This window comes from Rhizobacter sp. OV335 (assembly GCF_900142965.1).
Taxonomy (GTDB): Bacteria; Pseudomonadota; Gammaproteobacteria; order Burkholderiales; family Burkholderiaceae_C; genus Rhizobacter.
Map to the genome: position 1 here is coordinate 20,695 of NZ_FRCQ01000020.1, position 23,547 is coordinate 44,241.

General features: G+C 67.4%; 22 protein-coding genes. 9 read left to right on the top strand and 13 right to left on the bottom strand.

The features are described 5' to 3' along the window. Positions 1-2 precede the first annotated feature (2 nt). From BUE42_RS19825 to BUE42_RS19850, 6 genes are all read right to left on the bottom strand, one after another. Entirely contained in the window at positions 3-3,677 is a 3,675-nt protein-coding gene (locus tag BUE42_RS19825; protein ID WP_073467024.1) for an SbcC/MukB-like Walker B domain-containing protein, read from the bottom strand. Further along, on the bottom strand, positions 3,674-4,363 hold the full coding sequence (locus BUE42_RS19830) for a DUF4194 domain-containing protein (protein ID WP_073467025.1): 690 nt from the start codon (positions 4,361-4,363) through the stop codon (positions 3,674-3,676). Before BUE42_RS19830 ends, BUE42_RS19825 begins: the two co-directional genes overlap by 4 nt. Then, entirely contained in the window at positions 4,360-5,796 is a 1,437-nt protein-coding gene (locus tag BUE42_RS19835) for a Wadjet anti-phage system protein JetA family protein (protein WP_073467026.1), read from the bottom strand. The genes BUE42_RS19830 and BUE42_RS19835 overlap by 4 nt, the downstream gene beginning before the upstream one ends. Positions 5,797-5,873: 77 nt before the next feature. Continuing rightward, positions 5,874-6,467, bottom strand: a complete 594-nt coding sequence (locus BUE42_RS19840; RefSeq protein ID WP_073467027.1) for a DUF4276 family protein — start codon at positions 6,465-6,467, stop codon at positions 5,874-5,876. Then, positions 6,464-7,669 carry an AAA family ATPase gene (locus BUE42_RS19845; RefSeq protein WP_073467028.1) on the bottom strand — a complete coding sequence of 402 codons (1,206 nt, stop codon included), beginning with the start codon at positions 7,667-7,669 and terminating at the stop codon, positions 6,464-6,466. The genes BUE42_RS19840 and BUE42_RS19845 overlap by 4 nt, the downstream gene beginning before the upstream one ends. 124 nt (positions 7,670-7,793) lie before the next feature. Further along, entirely contained in the window at positions 7,794-8,738 is a 945-nt protein-coding gene (locus tag BUE42_RS19850; RefSeq protein ID WP_073467029.1) for a YicC/YloC family endoribonuclease, read from the bottom strand. Positions 8,739-8,766: 28 nt separating this feature from the next. Between BUE42_RS19850 and BUE42_RS19855 the strand changes: the two genes are divergently transcribed. The 5 genes from BUE42_RS19855 to hemW all read left to right on the top strand — a co-directional run bounded on the left by BUE42_RS19855 (position 8,767) and on the right by hemW (position 13,361). Further along, complete coding sequence (locus tag BUE42_RS19855; protein ID WP_073467030.1) at positions 8,767-9,735, top strand: serine/threonine protein kinase; 969 nt, start codon at positions 8,767-8,769, stop codon at positions 9,733-9,735. A gap of 4 nt (positions 9,736-9,739) precedes the next feature. Next, complete coding sequence (locus BUE42_RS19860) at positions 9,740-10,654, top strand: PP2C family protein-serine/threonine phosphatase (RefSeq protein WP_073467031.1); 915 nt, start codon at positions 9,740-9,742, stop codon at positions 10,652-10,654. Positions 10,655-10,793: 139 nt separating this feature from the next. Then, positions 10,794-11,510, top strand: a complete 717-nt coding sequence (gene rph / locus BUE42_RS19865) for a ribonuclease PH (protein WP_073467107.1) — start codon at positions 10,794-10,796, stop codon at positions 11,508-11,510. A gap of 5 nt (positions 11,511-11,515) precedes the next feature. Then, positions 11,516-12,121, top strand: a complete 606-nt coding sequence (rdgB, locus tag BUE42_RS19870) for an RdgB/HAM1 family non-canonical purine NTP pyrophosphatase (RefSeq protein ID WP_073467032.1) — start codon at positions 11,516-11,518, stop codon at positions 12,119-12,121. Positions 12,122-12,182: 61 nt separating this feature from the next. Beyond that, the gene (hemW, locus tag BUE42_RS19875; RefSeq protein ID WP_073467108.1) at positions 12,183-13,361 is read left to right on the top strand and encodes a radical SAM family heme chaperone HemW; all 1,179 of its coding nucleotides are present in this window, start codon (positions 12,183-12,185) and stop codon (positions 13,359-13,361) included. A gap of 3 nt (positions 13,362-13,364) precedes the next feature. Here hemW and BUE42_RS19880 read toward each other — a convergent pair whose 3' ends face one another. From BUE42_RS19880 to BUE42_RS19890, 3 genes are all read right to left on the bottom strand, one after another. Next, positions 13,365-14,102 (bottom strand): site-2 protease family protein, encoded by a 738-nt coding sequence (locus BUE42_RS19880; protein ID WP_073467033.1) that lies wholly within the window; start codon positions 14,100-14,102, stop codon positions 13,365-13,367. After that, on the bottom strand, positions 14,099-15,007 hold the full coding sequence (locus BUE42_RS19885; protein WP_073467034.1) for a DUF2167 domain-containing protein: 909 nt from the start codon (positions 15,005-15,007) through the stop codon (positions 14,099-14,101). Before BUE42_RS19885 ends, BUE42_RS19880 begins: the two co-directional genes overlap by 4 nt. 63 nt (positions 15,008-15,070) lie before the next feature. Next, a complete protein-coding gene (locus tag BUE42_RS19890; RefSeq protein ID WP_073467035.1) occupies positions 15,071-16,006 on the bottom strand; it encodes a LysR substrate-binding domain-containing protein in 936 nt (311 codons plus the stop codon). 89 nt (positions 16,007-16,095) lie between these two features. Here BUE42_RS19890 and BUE42_RS19895 point away from each other — a divergent pair, with 89 nt between their 5' ends. Further along, positions 16,096-16,392 (top strand): hypothetical protein, encoded by a 297-nt coding sequence (locus BUE42_RS19895; protein ID WP_143171625.1) that lies wholly within the window; start codon positions 16,096-16,098, stop codon positions 16,390-16,392. Between the two features lie 16 nt (positions 16,393-16,408). Here BUE42_RS19895 and BUE42_RS19900 read toward each other — a convergent pair whose 3' ends face one another. The 3 genes from BUE42_RS19900 to BUE42_RS19910 are packed head-to-tail and all read right to left on the bottom strand — an operon-like array spanning position 16,409 to position 19,104. Continuing rightward, positions 16,409-17,506, bottom strand: a complete 1,098-nt coding sequence (locus BUE42_RS19900; protein WP_073467037.1) for a protein-glutamate methylesterase/protein-glutamine glutaminase — start codon at positions 17,504-17,506, stop codon at positions 16,409-16,411. Positions 17,507-17,558: 52 nt separating this feature from the next. Then, positions 17,559-18,203: a chemoreceptor glutamine deamidase CheD gene (cheD, locus tag BUE42_RS19905; RefSeq protein ID WP_073467038.1), complete on the bottom strand. Its 645-nt coding sequence runs from the start codon at positions 18,201-18,203 to the stop codon at positions 17,559-17,561. Positions 18,204-18,246: 43 nt separating this feature from the next. After that, a complete protein-coding gene (locus tag BUE42_RS19910) occupies positions 18,247-19,104 on the bottom strand; it encodes a CheR family methyltransferase (protein WP_073467039.1) in 858 nt (285 codons plus the stop codon). A 204-nt stretch (positions 19,105-19,308) separates the two neighbouring features. Here BUE42_RS19910 and BUE42_RS19915 point away from each other — a divergent pair, with 204 nt between their 5' ends. From BUE42_RS19915 to BUE42_RS19925, 3 genes are read left to right on the top strand one after another with little or no spacing between them, the layout of a single operon-like run. Then, positions 19,309-20,049 (top strand): GGDEF domain-containing protein, encoded by a 741-nt coding sequence (locus tag BUE42_RS19915; protein ID WP_235002475.1) that lies wholly within the window; start codon positions 19,309-19,311, stop codon positions 20,047-20,049. Positions 20,050-20,063: 14 nt separating this feature from the next. Beyond that, entirely contained in the window at positions 20,064-20,879 is an 816-nt protein-coding gene (locus BUE42_RS19920; RefSeq protein ID WP_083614305.1) for a MinD/ParA family protein, read from the top strand. Next, entirely contained in the window at positions 20,876-21,283 is a 408-nt protein-coding gene (locus BUE42_RS19925; RefSeq protein WP_083614307.1) for a group II truncated hemoglobin, read from the top strand. Before BUE42_RS19920 ends, BUE42_RS19925 begins: the two co-directional genes overlap by 4 nt. A gap of 23 nt (positions 21,284-21,306) precedes the next feature. On the opposite strand, the gene BUE42_RS33480 is transcribed toward BUE42_RS19925, so the two are convergent. Then, positions 21,307-23,322 (bottom strand): peptidase inhibitor family I36 protein, encoded by a 2,016-nt coding sequence (locus tag BUE42_RS33480; RefSeq protein WP_143171626.1) that lies wholly within the window; start codon positions 23,320-23,322, stop codon positions 21,307-21,309. Positions 23,323-23,547 lie beyond the last annotated feature (225 nt).

Sequence of the window (23,547 nt, forward strand, 5' to 3'; positions counted from 1 at the left end):
GTTCAGACCGTGGTGCCGGCGCCGCTCGAATCAGGTGAGGAAGCGCCCATCGGCGCCGCGGCTGCGTCCCATTCCTTGCGTGCAGCGTCGCGGGCCTGGGCCGCATGCTCGGCCCACAGGCGCGTGAGGGCGTCGCGGTGCAGCGTCTTCTCCTGCACATCGCTGATGAACAGTTCCTGGCCGTCGCGCCGCGCGAGCACCTTGGAGAAGGTGAACTCCTTGTCGAACTCCGGCTTCACCGCACCGGACTTCGAGGTCGGCATCGCCACCACGAGTTGCAGCCCCAGCGTGCGCGACAGAAACTGCAGCACGCTGCGCGAACGCGATTCATCCATCTTCGAGAACGCCTCGTCGCTGAGCATCAGCCGCAGCGCCGGGGCTTCGCGCCGCTCTCGCCCGAAGTGGCCGAGCGCATGGGCGAGCACCGCCGAGCGCACGACGTAGAACGGCGTCTCCAGCTCACCGCCCGAGCCGGTGCCCCAGGTGGACAGCCGAGTGGTGCCGACCGGGCTGATACGCACGATGTCGTAGCGGCGGTAGTTGCGGTAGTCGGCGAGTTCCTTCAGCGCCCGCTCGTTGGCACCTTGGTCGTTGGCGAGCAGCAGCCGGCGAATGTCCTCCGCGGTGGCGCGTTGTTCATCGCTGAGACGGGGCGACGCGAAGATCGAGCCGCGATCGTGTTCCAGTCCTTCCACGGCACCCTCGACCGCATCGAAGAACTCGCACACCTTCTTCATGCGGGGAATCCAGTCCCATTCCAGCTGGAAGCTGTCGTTGCCGAAGCGGATGTCCTTCAGGTGGCGGTTGAGCCGTTGCAGCACGACAGCGCCTTGCTTCACGTCGTCGCGAACCTTGAAGCAGAAGCTGCTGGTGAAGACGTGGTTGAAGCTGCCTTCCGCCTCTTGCAGCGAGCGGGCGTTGTCGGCCAGCCCGATGGCACGCTGGCGCTGGGCGTGCTCATCGATGGCGTTGCGGGTCTGAAGAACAAGCGGCAGCAATTCCTCGAGGCGGTCGATGCTGCGGGGCAGATCGCTCCAGGCGAAACGCTCGCTGTCGTCGCGCGCGCCGCCCAGGTAGGTGCCGACCGCCTGCTGGAGCTCGCGCAGCGTGCGCGGCAGGTTCTCGCGCAGGGTCTGCGCGCGATGGCGCAAGGCGTCCAGGCTGGTCTGCGCCTCGGCTGCCAGTGCTTGCGCGTCGCTGACCAGTTGCGGTTCGGTGGCCAGTTGCGGCACCGCGCCGGCGAAGCGAGCAGCCCAGACCGTGGCGTTGGTGCAGGCTATCTCCAGATCCGGAAGCCGTAGATCGAGGATCTGCTCACGGTCACGCAAAGTGGCCAGTTCCTTGTCGACGGCACCGACCAGTTTCAGCTCGTCGTCGCGGAGGCCCTTGACGACTGCAAGGCGTTCGTCAAGCGACCGGCGCTCGGCTTCCAGTCCCTCGATGGAAGACAAGTCGAGGGCCTTCAGCGCCTGCTCGGCGGTGGCGTGCTGCGCCTGGCTCTCCAGAACGGCCAGCACCAGCGGCGACAGCGGTGTGAATGCGGCGCCGTTGAACATGCGCGCGACCGCCTTCAAGGATTGGTCCAGCAACTGCAGCGTGCGCGCCTCGTGAGTCAGCCGCGCGAGTTCGTCCTCGCACCATGTGCGGCGGCGCTGGCGAGCCGCTTCCCCGAAGCTCAGGTCGCTGTCCGGCGCGCGGCACGCGAACATGCCGTACCCGCGGCTGCCCAGTCCCTGTTCCATCAGGCCTTGCGGCGTGCGCGCAAGCTCTTCCTCGCTGTCCACCTTGCGCACGCGGCCGTACTGCGCCATCAGGAAGGCGTTGGCGACGGGATGCCGGCACACCAGTTCGTGCAGGATGGCGCGGCCTTCGGGCCGGCGGCCTTCGGTGTCCTCCATGGCTTTGCGACCCTGCACGACCTTGGGCGAGCGCACCGGGAAGCGCCGCTTCACCAGCCGTGCGCAGAGCGCCTCGTGGCCTGCCTCGACGATGATCGCGAACCGATCGCCACCCATGTAGCCCTCGATGGCGTTCTGCCACGTGCTGCCAGTGCGCGGCTCCACCAGCTGGGCCAGCAGATGTGGGCGAGCCTGCGGCAGCTCGCGCTCGATCAGCGCCACGGCCTCGTGGTTGTCAGGTGGGGCGACGCTGCGTCCGGCCTGCAGTTGCCGCAGTTCGGCGTCGCGCTGCTCGGCCTCGTCCTTCAACGCCTTCGCGCGTGCGCCTGCGTCGGCGAGTGCCTGCACGACGGCGGCCTGCACCGAGTCGTCGCCCTCGTGGATGCCGCGCTGCAGGATGGCCAGGTTGGCATCGAAGACCTCCAGTTCGAAGGCGGGCAGTTCCACGTCGAGGCGAGCTGGCCGCGCGTATGCCCGCGCCATGTCCGGCCACGGCTTCAACACGCTAGAGGCGGCCGGTCGAAGCGCCTGCACCGCGTCGGCCAGCGCGGACATGGCGGTCAGGTCGAGCGTCAGCAGATGCGTCAACTGATCGACCATCGCGCCGATGCCGTGCGCAGCCTCCTGGACACGGGCCCAGTGCAGGCGGAACTGATCTGACTGCAGCAGGACCTGATTCTCCAGCGAGTCTTTCTCCCGGGCCACCTCGCTGCCCGCCAGGCGCTGCTTCACCATTCCCTGTTGTTCCCGCAACTGGACGTCCTGAGCGTCGAGCGAGGCCAGCTTCTCGGCCGACTGGCCTTGCTTCCTGTCCTGCGTCGCGATCTGACGCTTCACGGAGGCCAGCTCGTCCCCGGTTTCGCTGAGCACCCGCAACGCGTGCGCAATGGTGATGACGACGAAGCGGCGAGATTCGTCGAGCACGGCACCGGCGCGTTCACCGGCGGCATCGAGCCGATCGAGGTTGGTCTGCAGGCGATCGGCCTCCGCCTTCAGGCCTGCGATGGAGCGCATCAGCTCGCGCATCTTGTCGAGGTCGCGGCTGAAGTCGTGCGGCTCCAGGATCTCGTCGCGCACCAGGTCGTTGACGTTGCCCAGCTCCTTGTAGGCCATGGCCTTGACGATGGACTTGCCGGCGCGCACGGCCTCGTGCTCGCCCACGGCGGTCTTTCCCATCAGCGCGCCATAGAGGTGTTGCAGATAGCCGCCCTTGTCGGGAAAGCGCTGGACCACCGTTTCCTTGTCGGCTTTCAGGCGGTGTTGCAGCTGCAGGTAAAGCTCCTTCAGCGGCAGCGGCGCGTCACCCAGGGCTTCGCCGCTGCGCCGTGACAGATCCGTCAGCGACAAGGCCCGGCGCACGATGAAGAACTGCGGCGGACCCTGCAGCGTGGCGCGCCGTCCTTCTTCGAACGCTTCCACGCCGACCAGCGCCGTGAACGATGGCGCCTGCTCGCCCGCGCTTTCCGAAGGCTCGAACACGATGCCCACATAGCTGGTCGAGCGCGTGCGCATGAACACGCCATCGGCCTGCTGGCCCAACGCATAGGCCGCCAGCGTCCGCGGCTCCTTGCCGCCGCGACGGCTCTGCGTGGATTCGTCCTGGCCGATGTTGAACTGCACCAGGTGCTGGTGCGCGGCCGTCAGCACGGTCTGGATCGCGTCGAGCAGCGTGGATTTTCCCGACCCCGATTCTCCCGTGAGCAGCACGGTGTCTGCGAAGACCCATTCACGGTCATCGAGTGAACCCCAGTGCCAGGTCAGCAGCTTGCCGATCTTCACGGCAAGCTGCCCTCGGGAGGCGCTGGAGCCGCAGCAGGCGGCAGGTTCCTTCCGGCCAGCCGCAGGGCGTCTTCCATCGCATCATCGCTCACGAAGCTCATGACGGGCCGCAGCACCGCCAGGCCCATCTGCATGTCGCCCGCATCGTCGCGCTCCACGAAGTGCACGACACGGTGCTTGCGCAAGTCGCGCAGCAGCGTCATGCGCTCGGTGGCCGAGTTCGGCAATCGATGCGCCAGCAGCGACACGACGGCTTGGGACAGCTCCTCGAGGCTGATGGCCAGTCGCTCGTCGACCAGTGGCCGTCGGCCCGTGAGCGCTTCGGTGTAGAGAAAGCGCAGCGCAATGACCGTGGCCACGAAATCGCGTGACAGACGGGCACGCAGCCGCTTCACGCCGTCTTCATCGTCCTCGCCGCCGCCTTCCCCGGGCGGGTACAGGCGCAGCAGCCGGGCCTCCGGGTCGTGCGCGAGCACGAAGCCCATGCAGCCGAACCACTCGCGCAGCAGCTGTTCGCACTGCAGTGCATCGTCGTAATGCCTGGCTTCGGGCTGGGAGTAGTCGCGCCAGAGCACGCCGGTGGCCAGCAGACGCCCTGCCAGCTCGGCGAAGCGGGCGGCCTTCACGTTGCCGGCGCCTTCCGTGGAGAGACGCTGTTCGACGAAGTGGGCGAGCGATTGCGTCATCTCGACGGGGGCTCCAACCGGTCCGTGGGCTGGACATCCAGCACGTAGTTGTCCGCTGCGAAGAACTCGTTGCGAACCTGTGCGTCGGTCTTGCGGGCCCGCACGCGCAACTGGCGACCTTCCGCCGACCGCGCCGCTCCGACGGCGTGCAGCACGCGCACGGCATCGGCCGCGGTGGCGACGGGCAGGACATCCAGTGCGACGGGGCCGTGCTCCAACAGCGGCAGCAAGCCCTTCAGCACGTCACGGTCGCTGAAGGCAAAAGCCTCTGCCTCGGCGCGGCGCAGCATCGCCAAGAGCCGGCTCTCATCGTCCACCACCAGCGGGGACTGCGCGGCATGGGCCGCTTCGCGGTCACGCAGTATCCAGCGCAGTACACCGCCGGGCAGACGGGCTTCGCAGGTCGCGAGGCGATCGGCCAGCGCGTCCAGCAGGGTGTCGCGCTGCGAATCCGGGCGCTCCTTCAACCAGGCCATCGTGCGGCCCAGCGCGGATTCGGCGCCGTAGTCCAAAGACAGCGCCTGCCGCAGCAGGCTGGTGAAGCGGCGCACGTAGTTGTTCATCTCCGAACGCAACATCGGCAGCTTGAGGCTGCACGCGGCCTCGACCATGTTCTCGATGCGGTCGGCCAGCCACAGCAGCGGGCTGCGGCCCTGCACTTCCTGCTCCAGCCAGGGCGCGCGCTGAAGGAGATGTCCATCGGCCTGGGCGCGCAGTTCGCCATCCAGCGCGCGCACCTCGTCCAGCGCCTCGACGATCTGGCCCCGGTGACGCTCGGCGGAGTCGGCCACCAGGCGCACCGCGTACTCATGCATGAAGCGCTTCTCGATGAAGTCGTTGAACTCGCTCCAGGCCACCTTCTGCGCGAGGGCTTCTCGGGTCAGGCTCTGGATCAACTGGCGGAAGTACTCGATGTCGTCCTGCAGGTCTTGCACGACGCGGCTCGCGAATTCCTGTGCGTCCAGCAACTCGTCCGCATCGCGTGTGGCAATGAAGGCCGTCAGCGCCTTGCGCGCCGAGCGCATGTTGCGCTGGCGGGTCTTGGCACGCGAGTCGTCGAGGTTGGAGAAGGTCTCGCTGAAGGCCTTGCCGGCGCGGCTGAGCTTGAGCGTCGGCTTGAGATCGATGGGGTCGCGATAGTCCTCCAGCCAGCCATGGTCCTTGAGCTTGCGCAGAAGCTCGCCGGCGTAGGCCCGCTCCTCCTCGGGACGCACCGGTTGCTCCGCTTCGAAGGCTTGCGCGCGCAGCTGGGGATCGGCGAGTGCGCGCAAGATGATGTCGAGCACGACCTCGCGGGTCAGAGTTTCCGCATAGTCGGCGTTGGCCCCGTGCACGCGCTCGTGCAGCGCACGCAGCGCGGCCGTACACAGCGCGCGGTTGTCGTGCGTGAGCGGGCGGAAGAATTGCTCGCGAGGCGGTGTGAAGAACTGCACGGCGGTTTGATCAGTTGTTCACGGCAACCGCACCGGCGAACGGCGCGACGAAGCAAGCTGCTTCATATGTTTGATGTTCAGCCTCGACCAGCGACATGGGTTTGCCACTCTTTGCACAGCTTGCGAAACGACCGGCTGTTGTCGAAGGCTTGTTGCAGATCGATGCGGGCGGAAAATGCAGGTTGATCCAGAATTTCGCTGTACGTACCGCTTTGCATGTGCTCCCTCATCCAGCCCTTGGCATTGCGAGGCGATTCGGCCAGGATTTTCTCCTCAGGGGCCAACGAAAACCCACGTGCCCCATGCAAGGAAGGCGCGGCGGCGATGAACCAGGCTTCGAACTCCCGGTTCGCCAGCACCACCGACAAGCGCTGATGCGGTATGTGCTGTTGTGCCCGTTGGTGAATTTCTCGGCCCAGGCTGGCAGGGCAGTCGTCATCGGCATCCAGCACGATCAGAACCCACCCATCGCGGCCACTCTTGGCCGCTGCCAGAAGCAGCTGTCTGCGAAATTCATCGTCCTTGTTCAGAAACTTGTCGCGCCGAACCCGGATGGGTTGCAGCAGGTTGACCAGCGCAGCCGGTTCCCGTTCCGAAGCCAGTCTTCGCAACAAGATCGGCAACGCGGAAACCTCTCCGTCGCCCTCCACGATCGATGCGATCGAGATCACGACCGGGCCTCGCCGAAGAGCTCTGTCTGGCTTGCGCTCTGCTGCGCGATGATGTCGCGATCGGGGGCCAGCTGATTCATGCGCAGAAGCTCTCCGGCGGAAAACAGGTGATTGCGCAGTACTTGGCGAGAGGCTTCGTCCAATGGCGCAATTTTCGTCTCCCCGCCTTCCGAGACGACGGAGATGATGGAATCGGCATCGATGCCGCGGTCATCCAGCAGGTCAGGGCTGTGACTTGTCACCAGGACTTGCGTGTGGTTGGCGGCATGCACCAGCACCTCGCGCAAGGCGGCGCTGGCCGCAGGATGCAGCGCAGTTTCGGGCTCTTCAATGCCGATCAACGTCGGCGAGTAGTCGACGTTGCTTTGCAGCAGTGCCGTCATCACGCCGAGCGCTCGCAGCGTGCCATCGGACATGTTCTGCGCCAGAAATTTCCAAGGATGTTTGGCACCCGCCATTTCCTGTCGAAACTCCAGCGTTTCCATGGGGCCGATGGACTTGCGCTCCATGCCGTGCACCATGGGCACCACCGATTGAAGATACTCTTCGATGGTCTTCACGCGATCGGGCGCAACACGCTCCAGATGCCCGATCACGCTGGCGATGTTCTCGCCAGCGGGCTTGAGCAAGCGACCGTCCTGCGGCTTTTGAAGTTCCCGCATCAGCTCGGGATTCAGGTTGTAGAAACCCATCGCAGTCAATGTGTCGAATACTGGCCTGAATGCCGTGAAGCCGGATGCCGCTACCAAGGCAAGTCGGTCTGCCGTCACCGACGGGAAGGTGGGTTCGCTGCTGTCGCGCAGCTGGCCCTTGGAAATGCGGAAGAAGGGGCCTTTGCCGATTCCGGTGATGACGCATTCTTCGTGCTGCACTTCATAACCGCCACTGGCCATCGCACCGATGTCGAAGGCATATCGCCCCTCACGACCATCTCGCAGGCGAAATTCAAGTCGAATGCCGAAATGCGTCGGATGGCCACTGGAGCGGCGGCGCACTTCGTTCAAGCCGCCACGCGCGTTGATGGCGCTGTCCAGGGATCCGGCCAACGCGTCTCGAACAAAGTGCAGAGCGTCCAGAAAATTGCTTTTTCCGGCGCCGTTGTGACCGACCAGGTAGGTCAGAGGGAGCAAGCGAACATCACAATGGCCGATGCTCTTGTAGTTGCGAAGCACCACACGCCGAATGCAAACTGTCTGGGCCATGTAAACCTCTCTGTCTTGAAGGAGTCGTGGCGGATGTGCTTGCAAGGGCGGCCTCTCGCCGAGCATGTTTGCCACGCGCGTGCCCAGGGACGCGGCACAGGGCCGGCATGAACTGCAGCAGACCTTACTCCAGGTTCTGCACCTGCTCCCGCAACTGCTCGATCGCGACCTTCATCTCCACCGAGATGTTGGTCAGCTCCAGCGTCGAGGCCTTCGAGCCCAGCGTGTTGGCCTCGCGCAGCAGCTCCTGGATCAGGAAATCCAGCCGCTTGCCGACCTCGCCGCCCGCCTTCAGCAGCCGGGCGATCTCTTCCAGGTGGGCGCGCAGGCGGGCCAGTTCCTCGGCCACGTCGATGCGGATCGCATAGGCCGCGGCCTCGTTCAGCGCGCGGTCCTGCAGCGCCTCGCGAGCGATGCTCTGGGTCGCGCCGGTCACGTCGAGCGCCTCCTGCCAGCGCTCGACGAAGCGCTGCTGCTGGCGCTGCACCGCGGCCGGCACCAGCGGCTCGGCCTGAGTCGCCAGTTCGCGCAGGCGCTTCACGCGGTCCATCAGCACCGCCACCAGCTTCTCGCCTTCGCGCTCGCGCGCTTCCGCCAGGCCGTCGATGCAGCGCCGCGCGGCGTCGAGCGCCGCTTCGTCCAGGTGCTCGGCCGCCGAGCCTGTCTTGCACCACTGCAAGACCTCGTGCACCGACAGCGGCTGCGCCTTCGGCAGCCAGCTCTGCACCGTGCTCTCGATACGGCTCAACCGGTTCAGCTGGTCCGGCTGCGGCGTCGGCCAGGCCGATTCGGTTTCCCGATGGGTGTTCAGCCGCAGCTCGACCTTGCCGCGCCGGAAGCGCTTGGTGATCAGGTCGCGCAGCACCGGCTCCAGCGAGCGGAATTCATCCGGCAGGCGCAGGCTCAGGTCGAGGAAGCGGTTGTTGACGGAACGCAGTTCCACCATCACGCTGGTCAGCGAGGTCGCAGGCGACCGGGCGGCGGAAGCATCTGCCGCCACCGTGCTATCTGTGGCGGTTTGCGCCCCGGAGGTGGCGCTTGCGTACCCGGTCATGCTGTAGACTGGCATTCAATTTATCGCATTGCAAAATCCGATTATGTCAAAGCCAAAACCTGCTCCGTTGCCATCGGGCACGGTCGTCGGTGGCTACCAGGTCATCAAGAAGCTGGCAGCGGGTGGCTTTGGCGTCGTCTACCTCGCCGAAGACTCCGACCGGCACCTGGTCGCCATCAAGGAATACCTGCCCTCCTCGCTGGCCGAGCGAGCGCCGGGTGAACTGACGCCACGCGTCAAGCCCGAGAAGCAGCCGCTGTACCGCCTGGGGCTGAAGAGCTTCTTCGAAGAAGGCCGTTCACTCGCGCAGATCAGCCACCCGAGCGTGGTCAGCGTGCTGAACTTCTTCCGCGAGAACGAAACCGTTTACATGGTGATGAACTACCTGCAGGGCGACACGCTGCAGGATTTCATCGTCACCGCGCGCGACCTGAAGCGCGACAAGGTGTTCCGCGAGTCCACCATCCGCAGCCTGTTCGACGAGATCCTGCGCGGCTTGCGCATCGTGCACCAGCACAAGATGCTGCACCTGGACATCAAGCCGGCCAACATCTTCATCACGAACGAGAACAAGGCGGTGCTGCTCGACTTCGGCGCGGCGCGCGAAGTGCTGAGCAAGGAAGGCAACTTCATCCGCCCGATGTACACGCCCGGCTTCGCCGCGCCCGAGATGTACCGCCGCGACGGCACGCTCGGCCCCTGGACCGACATCTACGCGATCGGCGCCTGCATCTACGCCTGCATGCAGGGCTATCCGCCCAACGATTCCCCGCAACGCATCGAGAAAGACCGCCTCGCGCTGTCGCTCTCGCGGCTGCGCAACGTCTATTCCGACAACCTCATTGAAGTAACCGAGTGGTGCATGTCGCTGGATCCCTTGTCGCGCCCGCAAAGCGTTTTTGCCCTTCAGAAGGAACTGGCGCGCGAGACCGAACGGCGCTACACCAAGCTCAGCTTCAGTGAACGACTGAAGTTGCAGCTCGAAAACCTCACGACCGGCGCGAAGGGCTGAGGTCATGCGATTCACCGTGTACCAGGTCAGCCGCAAGGGTGGCCGCGAGAAGAACGAAGACCGCATGGGCTATTGCTACACGCGGGATTCGGGGTTGTTTGCCCTGGCCGACGGCATGGGCGGCCACCCGGAAGGCGAGGTCGCCTCGCAGCTCGCGCTGCAGACCCTCGCCGCGATGTACCAGCGCGATGCCAAGCCGACGCTGAAGGAGCCGATGCGCTTCCTGCACGAGGCCATCATCGCCGGCCACCACCAGCTGCTGCGCTACGCCACCCAGAAGGCGCTGATCGACACGCCGCGCACCACCGTCGTCGCCTGCGTGCTGCAGGGCAACAACGCGTACTGGGCGCATTGCGGCGATTCGCGCCTGTACCTCGTGCGCGGCGACAAGCTGGTCGCCCGCACCCGCGACCACTCGTACTCCGAACTGCAGGAAACGCTCAGCCACGTCGTGCCGATGGGCGAGCGCTTCAACCGCAACGTGCTGTTCACCTGCCTGGGCAGCCCGGGCAAGCCGGTGGTCGACACCGTCGGCCCGCTGGTGCTGCAAAGCGGCGACCGCCTGCTGCTGTGCTCCGACGGCCTGTGGGGCACGGTCACCGATGCGACGATCACCGAGCAGCTGGCGCGCAACACGCTGGCCGACGCGGTGCCCGAGCTGGTCGAGCAGGCGCTGCGCAACGGCGGCGCGAAGAGCGACAACGTGACGGTGCTGGCCGTCGAATGGGAATCGGCCGAAGACAACGACAGCAACGGCGGCATCTCCACCGACACGCTGGGCGAAGAGGTCTTCGCGTCGACCATCCAGGCGAGCGTGCTGGGCCAGGAAGCGCCCGACGAACTCGACGATGCCGAGATCGAGCGCTCGATCAAGGAAATCAACGAGGCGATCCGCCGGTCGTCGCAAAAAAAGCCCTGACGGCACGCCGGGCGCGTCCCGGCGTAAGCTTCGGCATCGTTCGCCCCCGAGTCCGCTCGCGCCCGCCGCGATGCGGACTTTGTCTTTCACGACACCACCTTCGTCGCACCACCTTCACCGCTGCACACCCATGAGCTTCATCCGCACCCAAGGCCGCGCCGCCGACGCGCTTCGCCCCGTCAGCATCCGCCGCCATTTCACGAAGCACGCCGAAGGCTCGGTGCTGGTGTCGTTCGGCGACACCCAGGTGCTGTGCACCGCGTCGGTCGAAGAGAAGGTGCCGCCGCACAAGCGCGGCAGCGGCGAGGGCTGGGTGACGGCCGAATACGGCATGCTGCCGCGCGCCACGCACACCCGCAGCGACCGCGAGGCGGCGCGCGGCAAGCAGAGCGGGCGCACGCAGGAGATCCAGCGCCTGATCGGCCGTTCGCTGCGCTGCGTGTTCGACCTGAAGAAGCTCGGCGAGCGCAGCATCCACCTCGACTGCGACGTGATCCAGGCAGACGGCGGCACGCGCACCGCGGCGATCACCGGCGCCTACGTGGCGGCGCACGACGCCGTCGGCTGGCTGCAGCGCAAGGGCCTGATCGTCGAATCGCCGATCCGCGATGCGGTGGCCGCGATCTCGGTCGGCATCGTCGACGGCACGCCGCTGCTCGACCTGGAGTACATCGAAGACTCGGCCTGCGACACCGACATGAACGTCGTGATGACCGCCGCAGGCGGCTTCGTCGAGGTGCAGGGCACGGCCGAGGGCGCGGCCTTCTCGCGCGACGAGATGAGCGCGCTGCTGGGCCTGGCCGACAAGGGCATCCGCGACCTGGTGGCCGCGCAGCGGGCCGCGCTGGCGGGTTGAAGACGATGCGGCTCGTGCTCGCGTCGAACAACGCGAAGAAGCTCGGCGAGCTGCAGGCGCTGTTCGCGCCGCTGGCCATCGAGCTGGTCACGCAGGGCTCGCTGGGCATTCCGGAGGCCGAGGAGCCGTACCTCACCTTTGTCGAGAACGCGCTGACGAAGGCCCGGCACGCCGCGCGCGCGGCCGATGCCGCGGCGATCGCCGACGATTCGGGCTTGTGCGTCGATGCGCTGAAGGGCGCGCCCGGCGTGCTGTCGGCGCGCTATGCGACGCTGTTCGGCCAGCCGAAGAGCGATGGCGACAACAACCGCGTGCTGCTCGAGCAGATGCACGGGCGCGACGACCGGCGTGCCCGCTTCGTCAGCGCGCTGGTCGCGGTGCGCGAGGCCGACGACCCCGAGCCGCTGATCGCCTTCGGCCGCTGGAACGGCGAGCTGCTGCGCGAGCGCGCGGGCGAGGGCGGCTTCGGCTACGACCCGTTGATGTTCATCCCGTCGCTCGGCCGCTCGGTGGCGCAGTTGAGCGCCGACGAGAAGAACCGTGTCAGCCACCGTGCGATCGCATCGCAGCAGATGCTGGCGCTGATGCGCGAGGTGTGGCACCTTGGCTGACGTCATTCCAATCGGCCCGGCGCCGGACGCACCGGCCGCGGCCGGCGAATCGGCGAACGACATGGTCGCGCGCTACATGCGCCCCGGCACGCTGCAACTCGCGGCGCTGCCACCGCTGTCGCTGTACGTGCACCTGCCGTGGTGCCTGCGCAAGTGCCCGTACTGCGATTTCAACTCGCACGAGAAGCCCGGCGAGCTGCCCGAGGCACGCTACCTCGACGCACTGCGCGCCGACCTCGAAGCCGCGCTGCCCTTCGTCTGGGGCCGGCGCGTGCACAGCATCTTCATCGGCGGCGGCACGCCCAGCCTGTTCGCACCGGCGGCGATCGACCAGCTGATCACCGATATCCGCGCGCGCCTGCCGCTGGAGGCCGGCTGCGAGATCACGCTCGAGGCCAACCCGGGCACCTTCGAGCGCGACCGCTTCCGCGGCTACCGCGCGGCCGGCGTCACGCGCCTGTCGATCGGCGTGCAGAGCTTCGACGACGAGAAGCTGCGCGCGCTGGGCCGCGTGCACGATGCCGCGCAGGCGCGCGCCGCGGTGGCCGAGGCACGCGAGTGCTTCGACACCTTCAACCTCGACCTGATGTACGCGCTGCCCGGGCAGACGCTCGAGCAGTTCGATGCCGACCTGAAGCAGGCACTGGACTTCAAGCCGCCGCACCTGTCGATCTACCACCTGACGATCGAGCCGAACACCTTCTTCGCGAAGCACCCGCCGGCCATCCCCGACGACGACCTGGCGTTCGACATGCTCGACCGCATCGTCGAGCGCACGGCCGCGAGCGGGCTGGCGCGCTACGAGGTCTCGGCCTTCGCGCAGCCGGGCCACCGCTGCCTGCACAACCAGAACTACTGGCAGTTCGGCGACTACCTCGGCATCGGTGCCGGGGCGCACAGCAAGCTGAGCTTTCCGCACCGCGTCGTGCGACAGATCCGCTTCCGCGATCCGGCCAAGTACATGGCGCAGGCGCTGGCGGGCGCGGCGATCTCGCAGGACGAAGAGGTCGCGCGCAAGCAGCTGCCGTTCGAGTTCATGCTGAACGCGCTGCGGCTGGTCGACGGCTTCGAGCTGGTGCGCTTCACCGAGCGCACCGGGATGCCGCTGAGCGCGATCCGCGCGCCGCTCGACAAGGCGCTGGCGCAGGGCCTGGTCGAGCAGGATGGCGGCTGGGTGCGGCCGACCGCTCGCGGGATGGATTTCCTCAGCGACCTGCAGTCGTTGTTCCTGGCCGATTGAGCCTCAGACGCTGCCGGTGCCGCCGCCGTGGCGCATCAGCTCCAGCATCTCGTGCAGGTCGTAGGTCATCACCGCGAGGAAGCCGACCAGCGCGATGTAGCAGACCGCATAGCCCGCCCGCGTCTCGAACGATGCCACGCGGTAGGCCTGCGCCGACGGGTCGCCGCGCTGCTTCCACGCGTTCCACAGCTGCGAGCCGGCCAGCACCGCCACCAGGATCAGCATCGGGCTCGGGCGCCACATCACCATCGCCAGCAGCACCGGCACCCCCGCCAGCCACAGCCACGGCGAGATCACCTGCGTGATGCGCCCGCCGTCCAGCGGGCTCAGCGGGATCAGGTTGAACAGGTTCAGGAAGAAGCCCGAGTACGCGACCGCGAGCAGCCAGTCGATGTGCTGGTCGCGTGCGACGAAATAGCAGGCCAGCGCACCGAGCGAGCCGATCAGCGGACCGGCCATGCCGACATAGGCCTCGGTCTCGGCATCGTGCGGCTGCTCCTTCAGCTGGATCCACGCGCCGACGAACGGGATGAAGGTCGGCGCGCCGACCGCCAGCCCGCGTTGCCGTGCCGCGATGAAATGCCCCATCTCGTGCACGAACAGCAGCGCGACGAAGCCGACCGCATAGCGCCAGCCCCAGATGAAGGCATACACGACGACCGACAGCAGCATCGTGCCGCCGGTCGTCAACAGCTTGCCGAATTTCAGGCCGCTGAACAGCAGCAGGAGCAGCTTGATCACGTGTCGGACTTCTTGCGCGAGAAGAACTTGCCGATCACCGCCAGCAGCCCGGCACCGGCCAGCAGCGCAACCTTCGCGAACTTCAGGAAGAACGCCGCGATCACCGCGAACAGCCCGAGCTTCTTGACCGCGACGCCGGCCACCAGCGCGGCCAGCCCGTACTCGGCCACCTTGTCGGTGCTGCTGTTGAAATCGGCATACCCCTTGCCGCCGTTGAAGTTCAGCGCCGACAGCAACTGGCCGGCCACCGGCTTGTCGGCCTCGATCGCCCCACGCGAGGTGATCAGGTTCAGCGTGATGTAGCCCTCGCGGCCGAGCGCGTAGGTGTTGTAGTTGATGCTCTGCTGCGCGTCGTTCTCGCCGGGCGTGCGCGCCGCCATCGACCACACGAGGCGGTGCGCCGTCGCGTCGTAGCTCGGCTTCTGCACCCAGCCGACGATCTCGAGCTCGGGGAAGCCCTGCTCGCGGCGGCGCTTGTTGCCGGCCTCGGTGCCTTCCTTCAGGCTCTTGTACAGGTCGTCGACGTTCCAGTCCTTGGCGTCGTCGTCCTTGATGTAGCCCGCGGCCTCGTAGCGCGCGACCACCAGCCATTGCGGGTCGCCGCTGGATTGCACCAGGCCGATCAGCCGGTCGTCGCTGCTGTTGCCCATCGCCTGCATCAGCCGGCCGGCCTGGGGCTGCGGGACGTATTCCATGCCGGCAGGCAGCTTCAGCACGGCCTGGTCGCGCAGCGTGATGTCGCTCGGCCCCTTGACGGTGGCGGCACGCGCCGCGGCAACGGCCGCCTCGCCTTCCTTCTGGCGGTCTTCGGCGGTGCCGGCCTGCACTGGGGCGGTTGTCAGCACACCGGCCAGCGCGAATGCGGCGGCCAGGGCCGCGGCGGCGGCGATCTTGATGAACTTCATGGGTCCTCCGGGATGTGTTGCCTGCGTGGCAGTTGTCGGCGCGCCCTCACGCGCCGATCGATGCTATCGCAGCGGCATCGGCGGTGTCTTCACCAAGTCTTGGGATTGCGTGAGTTCTTCGCGCAGCCAGTCGCGCAGCGCGACGAGTGGCGGCCAGTCGCGCAGGTCAGGCGGGTAGACCAGCCAATAGGCGTAGGCCTCGTCGTCGGGCAGCGAGAGCGGCGACAGCCGCACCAGCTTGCCGTCGCAGATGGCATCGGCCGCGAGCAGCTCGCGGGCCAGTGCCAGGCCCAGGCCCTGCTCGGCGGCCTGCAGCATCAGCCCGGCATCGTTGAAGGCGGCCACCGGGTTCACGCGCACCCGCAATCCGGCCAGCTCGAACCAGCGCGCCCACAGGCTCGCACTGCCGAGCAGCGGCTCGTCGGCCAGTGCCTTCGCGTCGCGTCCCTGCAAACGGTGCGCCGCATTCGGCGAGCCGATCGCGATCAGCGGCGAATCGATCAGCCGCTCGCTGACCAGCCCCTTCCATTCGCCGTCGCCCTGGCGCAGCGCGGCATGGAAGCCGTCGCGCTTCAGGTCGATCACCTGTTGCGACGCGAACAGCTCGATGCCGATGTGCGGATTGCGCTCGCGCCAGCGCGCCATGCGCGGCAGCAGCCAGCGCTGCGCGAACGACGGCAGCAGCGTGACGCGGATGCGGTGCTCGGCCCCCGAGGCGGCCGCCGCCGCGGCGCGCATGCCGTCGTCGAGCTGGGCCAGCGCCGGCTCCACCGCGCGCAGCAGCGCGGCGCCGGCCGCGTTCAGCGCGATGCGGCGCCCGCGGCGGTCGAACAGCACGAAGCCGAGTTGCTCCTCGAGCAGCTTGATCTGCTGGCTGACAGCGCTGTGGGTCAGGCTCAGTTCCTCGGCCGCGGCCCGCAGGTTCTCGAGCCGGGCGACGGCGCGGAACGCCGGAAGCGTGTTCAGCGGCAGGCGATGGTTCGGCATGCTGGTAAGCATAGCTGACCAACTCGCGCTGAACAAATCAATTCCATCCCAGAGGACTGCCTTCTATGCTTACCAGCAACCGAAGCCAGAAGGAGCCCACCATGACGACGCCGCAAACATTCCAGCCCAGCCTGCCCCTGTGCCGTCCGATTGCCGTGCGCTGGGCCGATCGGTGGCGCGAGGCGCTGCTGGCGCCTGTCGCGGCATGGCATGGGTGGCGCGAGCAACGGCGGCGCGAGCGCCGTTACGACGCGGTGCTCGATTTGAGCCCGCGCACCTTGAAGGACATCGGCGCGCCCGACTGGGTGGTGTCGCACGCGCAGAGCCGGCGCGAGGTCGAAGCGCATCGCGTCGACGATTTCCGCCTCGGCGTGCGCGAGCTGCCCTCGCGCTGGTGACCTGGGTGAACCGCGATCAGACGCGGTTCAGCGACAGCCCCGACGTGCTGCGCAGCCGATCGATCAGGTGCGGCGCGATCTGCGTCAGCGGCAGCACCTCGTGCGCCGCGCCCGCGTTGATCGCCTCGCGCGGCATGCCGAACACCACGCAGCTCGCCTCGTCCTGCACCAGGTTGTAGCTGCCGGCGTCGCGCAGTTCGCGCATCGCCTTCGCACCGTCGGCGCCCATGCCGGTCAGCATGATGCCGAGCGCGTTCGGGCCGACGACGCGCGCCGCCGACTTGAACAGCACCTCGACCGACGGCTTGTGCCGGTTCACCGGTTCGCCGTCCTGCACGCGGGCGATGTAGTTGGCGCCGCTGCGCTCCACGCTCAGGTGCAGCCCACCCGGCGCGATGTAGGCATGGCCCGGCAGCACGCGCTCGCCGTCCTGCGCTTCCTTCACGCGGATGCGGCACAGGCCGTCCAGCCGCGCGGCATAGCTGCGCGTGAAGCCGGGCGGCATGTGCTGCGTGATCATCACCGCCGGGCAGTCCGGCGGCAGGTTGATCAGCACTTCCTTGGTCGCTTCGGTGCCGCCGGTGGAGGCGCCGATGAAGATGATCTTCTCGGTCGACAGCCGGCCGAGCGAGGCCATCGGTGCGGCCGGGCGGACCGGCGCGGCCGTGCCGTCGGCAGCCGGCGCGCTCGACGGCACGTGCAGCTTGCGGATGTGGGCCTTCGCCGCGATGCGCACCTTGTCGGTGATGTCCTCGGCGAGCAGCTTCAGGCCGTCGGCGACGCCGATCTTCGGCTTCGCGACGAAATCGATCGCGCCCAGCTCGAGCGCGCGCAGCGTGACGTCGGCACCGCGCTCGGTCAGCGTCGACACCATCACGACCGGCATCGGGCGCAGCCGCATCAGCTTGCTGAGGAAGTCGATGCCGTCCATGCGCGGCATCTCGACGTCGAGCGTGATCACGTCCGGGTTCAGGTTGCGGATCATCTCGCGCGCCACCAGCGGGTCGCTGGCCGCGCCGATGCATTCCATGTCGGGCTGCCGGTTGATGATCTCGGTGAGCAGGCTGCGCACCAGCGCCGAATCGTCCACCACCACCACGCGTGTCTTTGCCATGTTCGTGCCTTGCAGGTTGTCTCGTCGTCGTTGTCGTTGGATGCGGATCTGGTCAGAACAGGTCCACCGAGCCGCCGCCGGTCGCGGCGGGCAAGGCCTTCTGCGCGGCGATGCGGTCCTGCTGCACCAGCGCTTCGGGGTGGGCCGGCGCGAGGCGCTTGACCATCGCCTTGCCGCTGCCGGGCAGGAAGCAGACCTTGCGCGGATAGATGTCGAGCACGTCCTTCGACACGATCGGGATGCGCTCGGTCTTCAGGTAGTCGATCACGAAGCTGGTGTTGCGCTCGCCGACGTTCATTGTGTTCATGCCGCTGATGACCTGGCCGCCGCCGAACACCTTGGCTTCCATCGTCATGCGGTTGGCACCACGCTTCATCATCTCGTTGATCAGCAGTTCCATCGCGTACGAGCCGTAGCGGCCCGAATCGCCGGCGCCGTCGGGCAGCATGAAGTGGTTCATGCCGCCGACCTTGGCATTGCGGTCCCACAGGCAGGCGGCGATGCACGAGCCGAGCGTGGTCATGATCAGCATGTCCTCGTCGTGCACGAAGTACTCGCCGGGCAGGATCTTGACCGCGTCGTTCTTGAAATGCGCGTCGTAGAAGAAGAACGAGGCCTCCCCCGGCTTGCGCGGCGCGCCCTTCAGGCGTTCGAGCCGGGAGCCGGCCGCGGGGGTGTTGGAGCTGATCAAGGCCATGGTCTATCCATATCGGCGGGCGGGAGGGTGTGCTTGAGCAGGCTCAAACCCGTTCGTAGACCGTCTTGCCGCGCAGGCGGAAGATGTCCTTGGAATCCGTGAAATTCTCCGAGTGCCCGACGAACAGCAGGCTGCCGGGCTTCATCACGCCGTGGATGCGTTCCAGCACCTTGCGCTGGGTGGGCGCATCGAAATAGATCATCACGTTGCGGCAGAACACGATGTCGAACGGGTCGCCGAGCGACCAGCGCGCGTCCATCAGGTTGTGCACGCGGAACTCGATCATGCGCGCCAGTTCCGGCTTCACGCGGATGAAGCCGCTGTTGTCGCCCTTGCCGCGCAGGAAGTGCGCGCGGTGGTGGGTGGCGGTCAGCCCGCGCGCATCGGCCGGGTAGACGCCGCGGCCGGCGGTGGCGAGCACGTTGGTGTCGATGTCGCTCGCGACGATGCGCACCGCGCTGTGGCCGAGCGCCTCGGCGCAGGTCATCGCGATCGAGTACGGCTCCTCGCCGGTGGAGGCGGCGTTGCACCACACGCGCAGCGAGTGGCCGGCGCGCGCCTTCAGGTCGGAGGCGAGCGCATGGAAATGGTGTTCCTCGCGGAAGAACGAGGTCAGGTTGGTCGTCAGGCAGTTCACGAACTCCTGCCATTCGCGGTCGGCCGACGGGCCGCTGGAGGCCTCGAGCCACTGCAGGTAGCTCGCGAAGCTGCGCTGGCCGGTCTCGCGCAGGCGGCGCGACAGGCGGCTGTACACCATCGCCTGCTTGCCGGCGTGCAGGCTGATGCCGGCACGCTGGTAGATCAGCTGGCGCACGCGCTCGAAATCGGCGTTGCCGAAGCTGAACTCCTGATCGGACGCGTTGCGCAACGCGGCGAGTTCGGCAGGGGACGCTGCACTCATGATGTCTCCAGGCAATCGTTCGGATGTTGTTCGAGACGGGACCAGCGGACTCCGATGCGGACCACCTCCACGCCTTATCGGCTGCCAGTCTGCGGACCTTGAGGCGCCGCCAACGCGGGAGATGGGTACCAATCACCGCGCTATTCCCAGGGGGGCGTGAATATGCCCGCTGCTAGACTGAAACCACACAGCCTCTGGTCCGACGTGTCCACATCTCCAGCAGTACCCGCAACGCCAGACCCGAATGCCGCACGACAGCTGCGGCTCGCGGGTGCGCTGCAACTGCTCGGCCAGTCCGGTCACTCCCTGCCCGATCTGGCCCAGGTCGGCCAGACCGCCTGGCTGCAGTCGGTGATCGACGCGCTGTGCGACATCTCCAGCCGCGACGCGTTGACCGGCCTGTCGAACCGCCGCCAGTTCGAACTGGCGCTGGCCCGCGAGATCGACCGCGTCGCGCGGGCCGGCGAGCCGGCGCTGGTGCTGATGGTCGACATCGACCGTTTCAAGATGGTCAACGACACCCACGGCCATGCGGCCGGCGACTTGGTGCTGAAGGCCGTGGCCGCGTCGCTGATGAGCTGCGTGCGGCCGATGGACACCGTGGCCCGCTTCGGCGGCGAAGAATTCGCGATCATCCTGCCCAACTGCCCGCCGGCCTTCGGCCATGTGGTGGCGGAGCGCATCCGCAGCAAGGTCGAAGCGACGCCGGTCACGGTGGCGCGGCGGCAGTCGCTGTCGGTCACGATCAGCCTGGGCGGGGCCTTTGCACCGCAGTGGGTGCGGTCGTCGGCCACACTGTGGATCGAACGCGCCGACCAGCAGCTCTACCGCGCCAAGCGCGAAGGCCGCAACCGCGCCTGCCTCGAGCAGCCGCCGGTGTCGCTGGTGAGCGCCGAGGAAAAGGGCATGCTGTTCGGTACGTCGCAGTTCCAGGACATTGAATGAGTGTTGAACAAGCGATGAGCACGACAGAAACCGCAGCTCCCGCAGCGCGCGCGCCGTCCGCGCACCGTGCGCGCACCATGGCCGTGACCAGCGGCAAGGGTGGCGTCGGCAAGACCTTCGTGTCGGCCAACCTGGCGGCCGCCTTGGCGCGCCGCGGCGAACGGGTGCTGGTGCTCGATGCCGACCTCGGCCTCGCGAACCTCGACGTGGTGCTGAACCTGTTCCCGAAGATCACGCTGCACGACGTGTTCACCGGCAAGGCCAAGCTCGAAGACGCGATCCTGCCGGCGCCGGGGGGCTTCTCGGTGTTGCTGGCCGGCTCGGGCCTGGTCGAGTACTCGCGGCTGACCGCTGAGATCCGCGAGCAGCTGCTGAAGATCATCGAGACCGTGGCGCCGCGCTTCGACCGCATCCTGCTCGACACCGGCGCCGGCATCTCCGACGTGGTGCTGTACGCCGTCTCGCTGGCCGACGACGTGCTCGTCGTCGCGACCCCCGAACCCACCTCGCTGACCGACGCCTACGCGACCATCAAGGTGCTCGCGACGCAGCAGCAGCGCACGAAGATCTCGCTGGTGGTGAACCAGGTCAACCGCGCCGGCGAGGGCCGCGTGATCCGCGGGCAATTGCAGCAGGTGGTCGACAAGTTCGTCGCGCCGCAGCTGGCGGGGCCGGATCCGTCGCTGAAGCTCGAACTGCTGGGCGAGGTGCCGATCGATCCGTCGGTGCGCGAGGCGGTGCAGAAGCGGCAGTTGCTGCTCGAATCGCTGCCCGGCTGCGAAGCGGCCAAGGCGATCGTCGCGATCGCCGCCAAGCTTGCCGCATCGTGAGCGAGACCGCACCCGCTCCCAAGCCCGCCACGCCGTTCGAATGGGTCGGCGGCGAGGGCGTCGTGCGTGCGCTGGTCGACCGCTTCTACGACCTGATGGACCTGGAGCCCGGCTATGCCGCGCTGCGCGCCGCGCACGGCGCCAGCCTGGAGTCGGCGCGCGACAAGCTGTTCTGGTTCCTGTGCGGCTGGCTCGGCGGGCCGCAGCACTACACCGAGCGCTTCGGCCACCCGATGCTGCGGGCGCGCCACCTGCCGTTCTCGATCGGCATCCTTGAGCGCGACCAGTGGCTCGCCTGCATGCACCAGGCGATGCAGGAAACCGAACTGGACCCGGCGTTGATCACGCGCTTGCGCGAATCCTTCTTTCAAACGGCTGACTGGATGCGCAACAAGGGCGTCTGAGCGCCCTCGTTGCGCCTTTCCGATCAGCGGGCGTGCGAGACGCGCACCGCGTTCAGGCCGTCCGACAGTGCCAGCTCGAAGCTGCCACCGCTCGGCAGGTCGGCGCTCGACAGCGTGACGCTGCCACCGCGCAGGTCCTGCGCCAGGTTGCGGCGCTGCTCGGTGCCGACCCAGGTCACGGTCAGGTACGGGTGACGTGCTGCATCCCACGTCAACTTCAACGCACCGCCACTTTCCTGCACCTGAACCTGAGCCGCTGCGGCCTGCGCACGCTCGGTCGTGCTGGCTGCCTTGGCCTGCGAGTTCAACAGCGTCTTGGCGCCTTGCAGCACCGTGATGCTCTGGATCGCACCCGGGTTCGGGACCGTGAAGCCGAAGTGCTGCAGCGTGCTGTTGTGGTCCAGCGTACGCGGCGCGAACGGGATGTCCGCGGTGCCACTGGCCGACACGATGCGCAGCGTGTACTGGCCGGGCTCGGGTGCTTCCGCGCGGCCCACCAGCGACTTCACCGGGTTCAGCTCGGCCGTGCCGGTCGCACCGATCTCGCCGCTGATCAGCAGCAGGTCTTGCGTGGCCGTCATCGCCGCGGCAGCCGCCTCGTTGACCATCGACTTGTCAGCCGGCGTCAGGTAGGTCTGCATCTTCCGGTAGTTGTAGTCGGAGAAGACCTGGCCACCGCAGTAGCTCATGATGTCGTGGCGATCGGTCGGGCGCGGGTCGTAGAAGGTGTTGCTGTCCGCCAGGTACGGCCACACATAGCGGCCCGACTTGCCGAGGTTGGCGTCCGGGTACGGGTAGGCCGGGTCCGGGCTGCCGGCGCCGCCGCAGGCCGCGTGGGGCAGCGAGAAGTTGTGGCCCATCTCGTGCGCCACGACGTCGCGCACGGTGGTCGGCTGGTCGGGCATGTCGAAGCCGACGCCGGAGTGGCTGCTCAGGTAGGCCAGGCCGGCGAGGCCCCAGGTGCGCTTCGGGATGAAGCCGAAATAGTGGTCATGCTTGGCTGCGCCTTCCAGCGAGTGAAGGTCGGCCAGTTCGCCGAGGATCTTGCCGAACGCATCGCTCCAGCCGTCGTCGGTGGTCGGCAGCGTGGTCACGCGGCTCGACACGTAGGTCGGGTGCGACTGCACGGTGACCGACGAGACCGGGAACAGCGCCTGCAGGTGGGCGCCCTGGCTCACCGGCAGCTTGCCGACGGTGCCGGCGATCTGGATTGCGATCGGCACGAACTTCATCGGCGTGCCGCCGCCGACGCGCGGCGTGATCGTCGTGCCGGCGCTGCTGCCGATCAGTGCGGTCAGCTTGACGCCCGTCTTCACGAGATCGGCCGGCACGGTGGCGGTGTACGAATCGGCAAAGCTCGGCACGGCCGGCACGCTGGCCGGCAGCGCGCCGGTGGGCGCGGTCAGCAGGATGTCGCGGGTGCTGCCGTTGGCGCTCGTCACACGCAGCGTGCCGCTCGGCTTGGTGCCGCCGGTGGCGCCGCTCGTGACGTTGACCTTGACCAGCGCCGCCTTGCCCGAGACCAGCACCAGCGCGCTGTCGTCGCTGTTGAACAGCAGCGATTGCGCGACCTGGATGCCCGACACCGGCGACGTGCCCGTCGGCGGGGTGGTGGTGGTCGGCGCGGTGACCTTCAGCGACGACGCGGCGTCGTTGAAGCCGAGCGACACCAGGTTTGCGGTGTCTGCCGTCAGCGTGATCGAGCTGCCGCCGTAGTTGATGTGCTGGAACAGCTGGACCTTGTAGCCCGCCTTCACCTTCACCGACGAGACGCGGTCGTTCCAGGCCGAGCCGATCCAGGTCGAGTCGGCGCCGGCGCAGAAGCTCGCGCCCTGGTAGTTGATGTGTTCGTAGAAGCAGATCGCGGAGGTGTCGACCGCGGCGGCCGTCACGGCCTCGGCCTGCTGGTCAGCAGCGCTCTGTGCGTCGGCGCTCTGCTGGTTGCCGCCGCCGCAAGCGGCCAGCAGCACGGCCACCGATGCCAGCGGCAACAGCAGGCGATGGGTGGACGAATCGAATGCTCGGGATTGTCGGGACACGGTCTGACCTCCTTGTAGGGTGCGCCTATCGCGATCGCGAATGCGCGTTGTGGTCAAAACCGTGCAAAGTTCATACCGATCGACTTGCAACCATCGGTGAAACAGGGTTGACAGGTCGATTTTTGACAGCGCTTTCAGATGTTTTCGAACGCCTTGCCCGTGCGCTGTCGAGGCGTGTGCCGACGCCCTAGTCGCATGCGATGTAACCTGCCTCCCACGGGTTAG

Excerpts from the sequence above, each read along its gene's own strand:
- hemW (WP_073467108.1), top strand. The coding sequence starts at position 12,183 with ATGGTCGCGCGCTACATGCGCCCCGGCACGCTGCAACTCGCGGCGCTG.
- BUE42_RS19855 (WP_073467030.1), top strand. The coding sequence starts at position 8,767 with ATGTCAAAGCCAAAACCTGCTCCGTTGCCATCGGGCACGGTCGTCGGT.
- BUE42_RS19860 (WP_073467031.1), top strand. The coding sequence starts at position 9,740 with ATGCGATTCACCGTGTACCAGGTCAGCCGCAAGGGTGGCCGCGAGAAG.
- BUE42_RS19845 (WP_073467028.1), bottom strand. The coding sequence starts at position 7,669 with ATGGCCCAGACAGTTTGCATTCGGCGTGTGGTGCTTCGCAACTACAAG.
- BUE42_RS19830 (WP_073467025.1), bottom strand. The coding sequence starts at position 4,363 with ATGACGCAATCGCTCGCCCACTTCGTCGAACAGCGTCTCTCCACGGAA.
- BUE42_RS19885 (WP_073467034.1), bottom strand. The coding sequence starts at position 15,007 with ATGAAGTTCATCAAGATCGCCGCCGCCGCGGCCCTGGCCGCCGCATTC.
- BUE42_RS19890 (WP_073467035.1), bottom strand. The coding sequence starts at position 16,006 with ATGCTTACCAGCATGCCGAACCATCGCCTGCCGCTGAACACGCTTCCG.
- BUE42_RS19895 (WP_143171625.1), top strand. The coding sequence starts at position 16,096 with ATGACGACGCCGCAAACATTCCAGCCCAGCCTGCCCCTGTGCCGTCCG.
- BUE42_RS19910 (WP_073467039.1), bottom strand. The coding sequence starts at position 19,104 with ATGAGTGCAGCGTCCCCTGCCGAACTCGCCGCGTTGCGCAACGCGTCC.
- BUE42_RS19920 (WP_083614305.1), top strand. The coding sequence starts at position 20,064 with ATGAGCACGACAGAAACCGCAGCTCCCGCAGCGCGCGCGCCGTCCGCG.
- BUE42_RS19900 (WP_073467037.1), bottom strand. The coding sequence starts at position 17,506 with ATGGCAAAGACACGCGTGGTGGTGGTGGACGATTCGGCGCTGGTGCGC.
- cheD (WP_073467038.1), bottom strand. The coding sequence starts at position 18,203 with ATGGCCTTGATCAGCTCCAACACCCCCGCGGCCGGCTCCCGGCTCGAA.
- BUE42_RS19850 (WP_073467029.1), bottom strand. The coding sequence starts at position 8,738 with ATGCCAGTCTACAGCATGACCGGGTACGCAAGCGCCACCTCCGGGGCG.
- rdgB (WP_073467032.1), top strand. The coding sequence starts at position 11,516 with ATGCGGCTCGTGCTCGCGTCGAACAACGCGAAGAAGCTCGGCGAGCTG.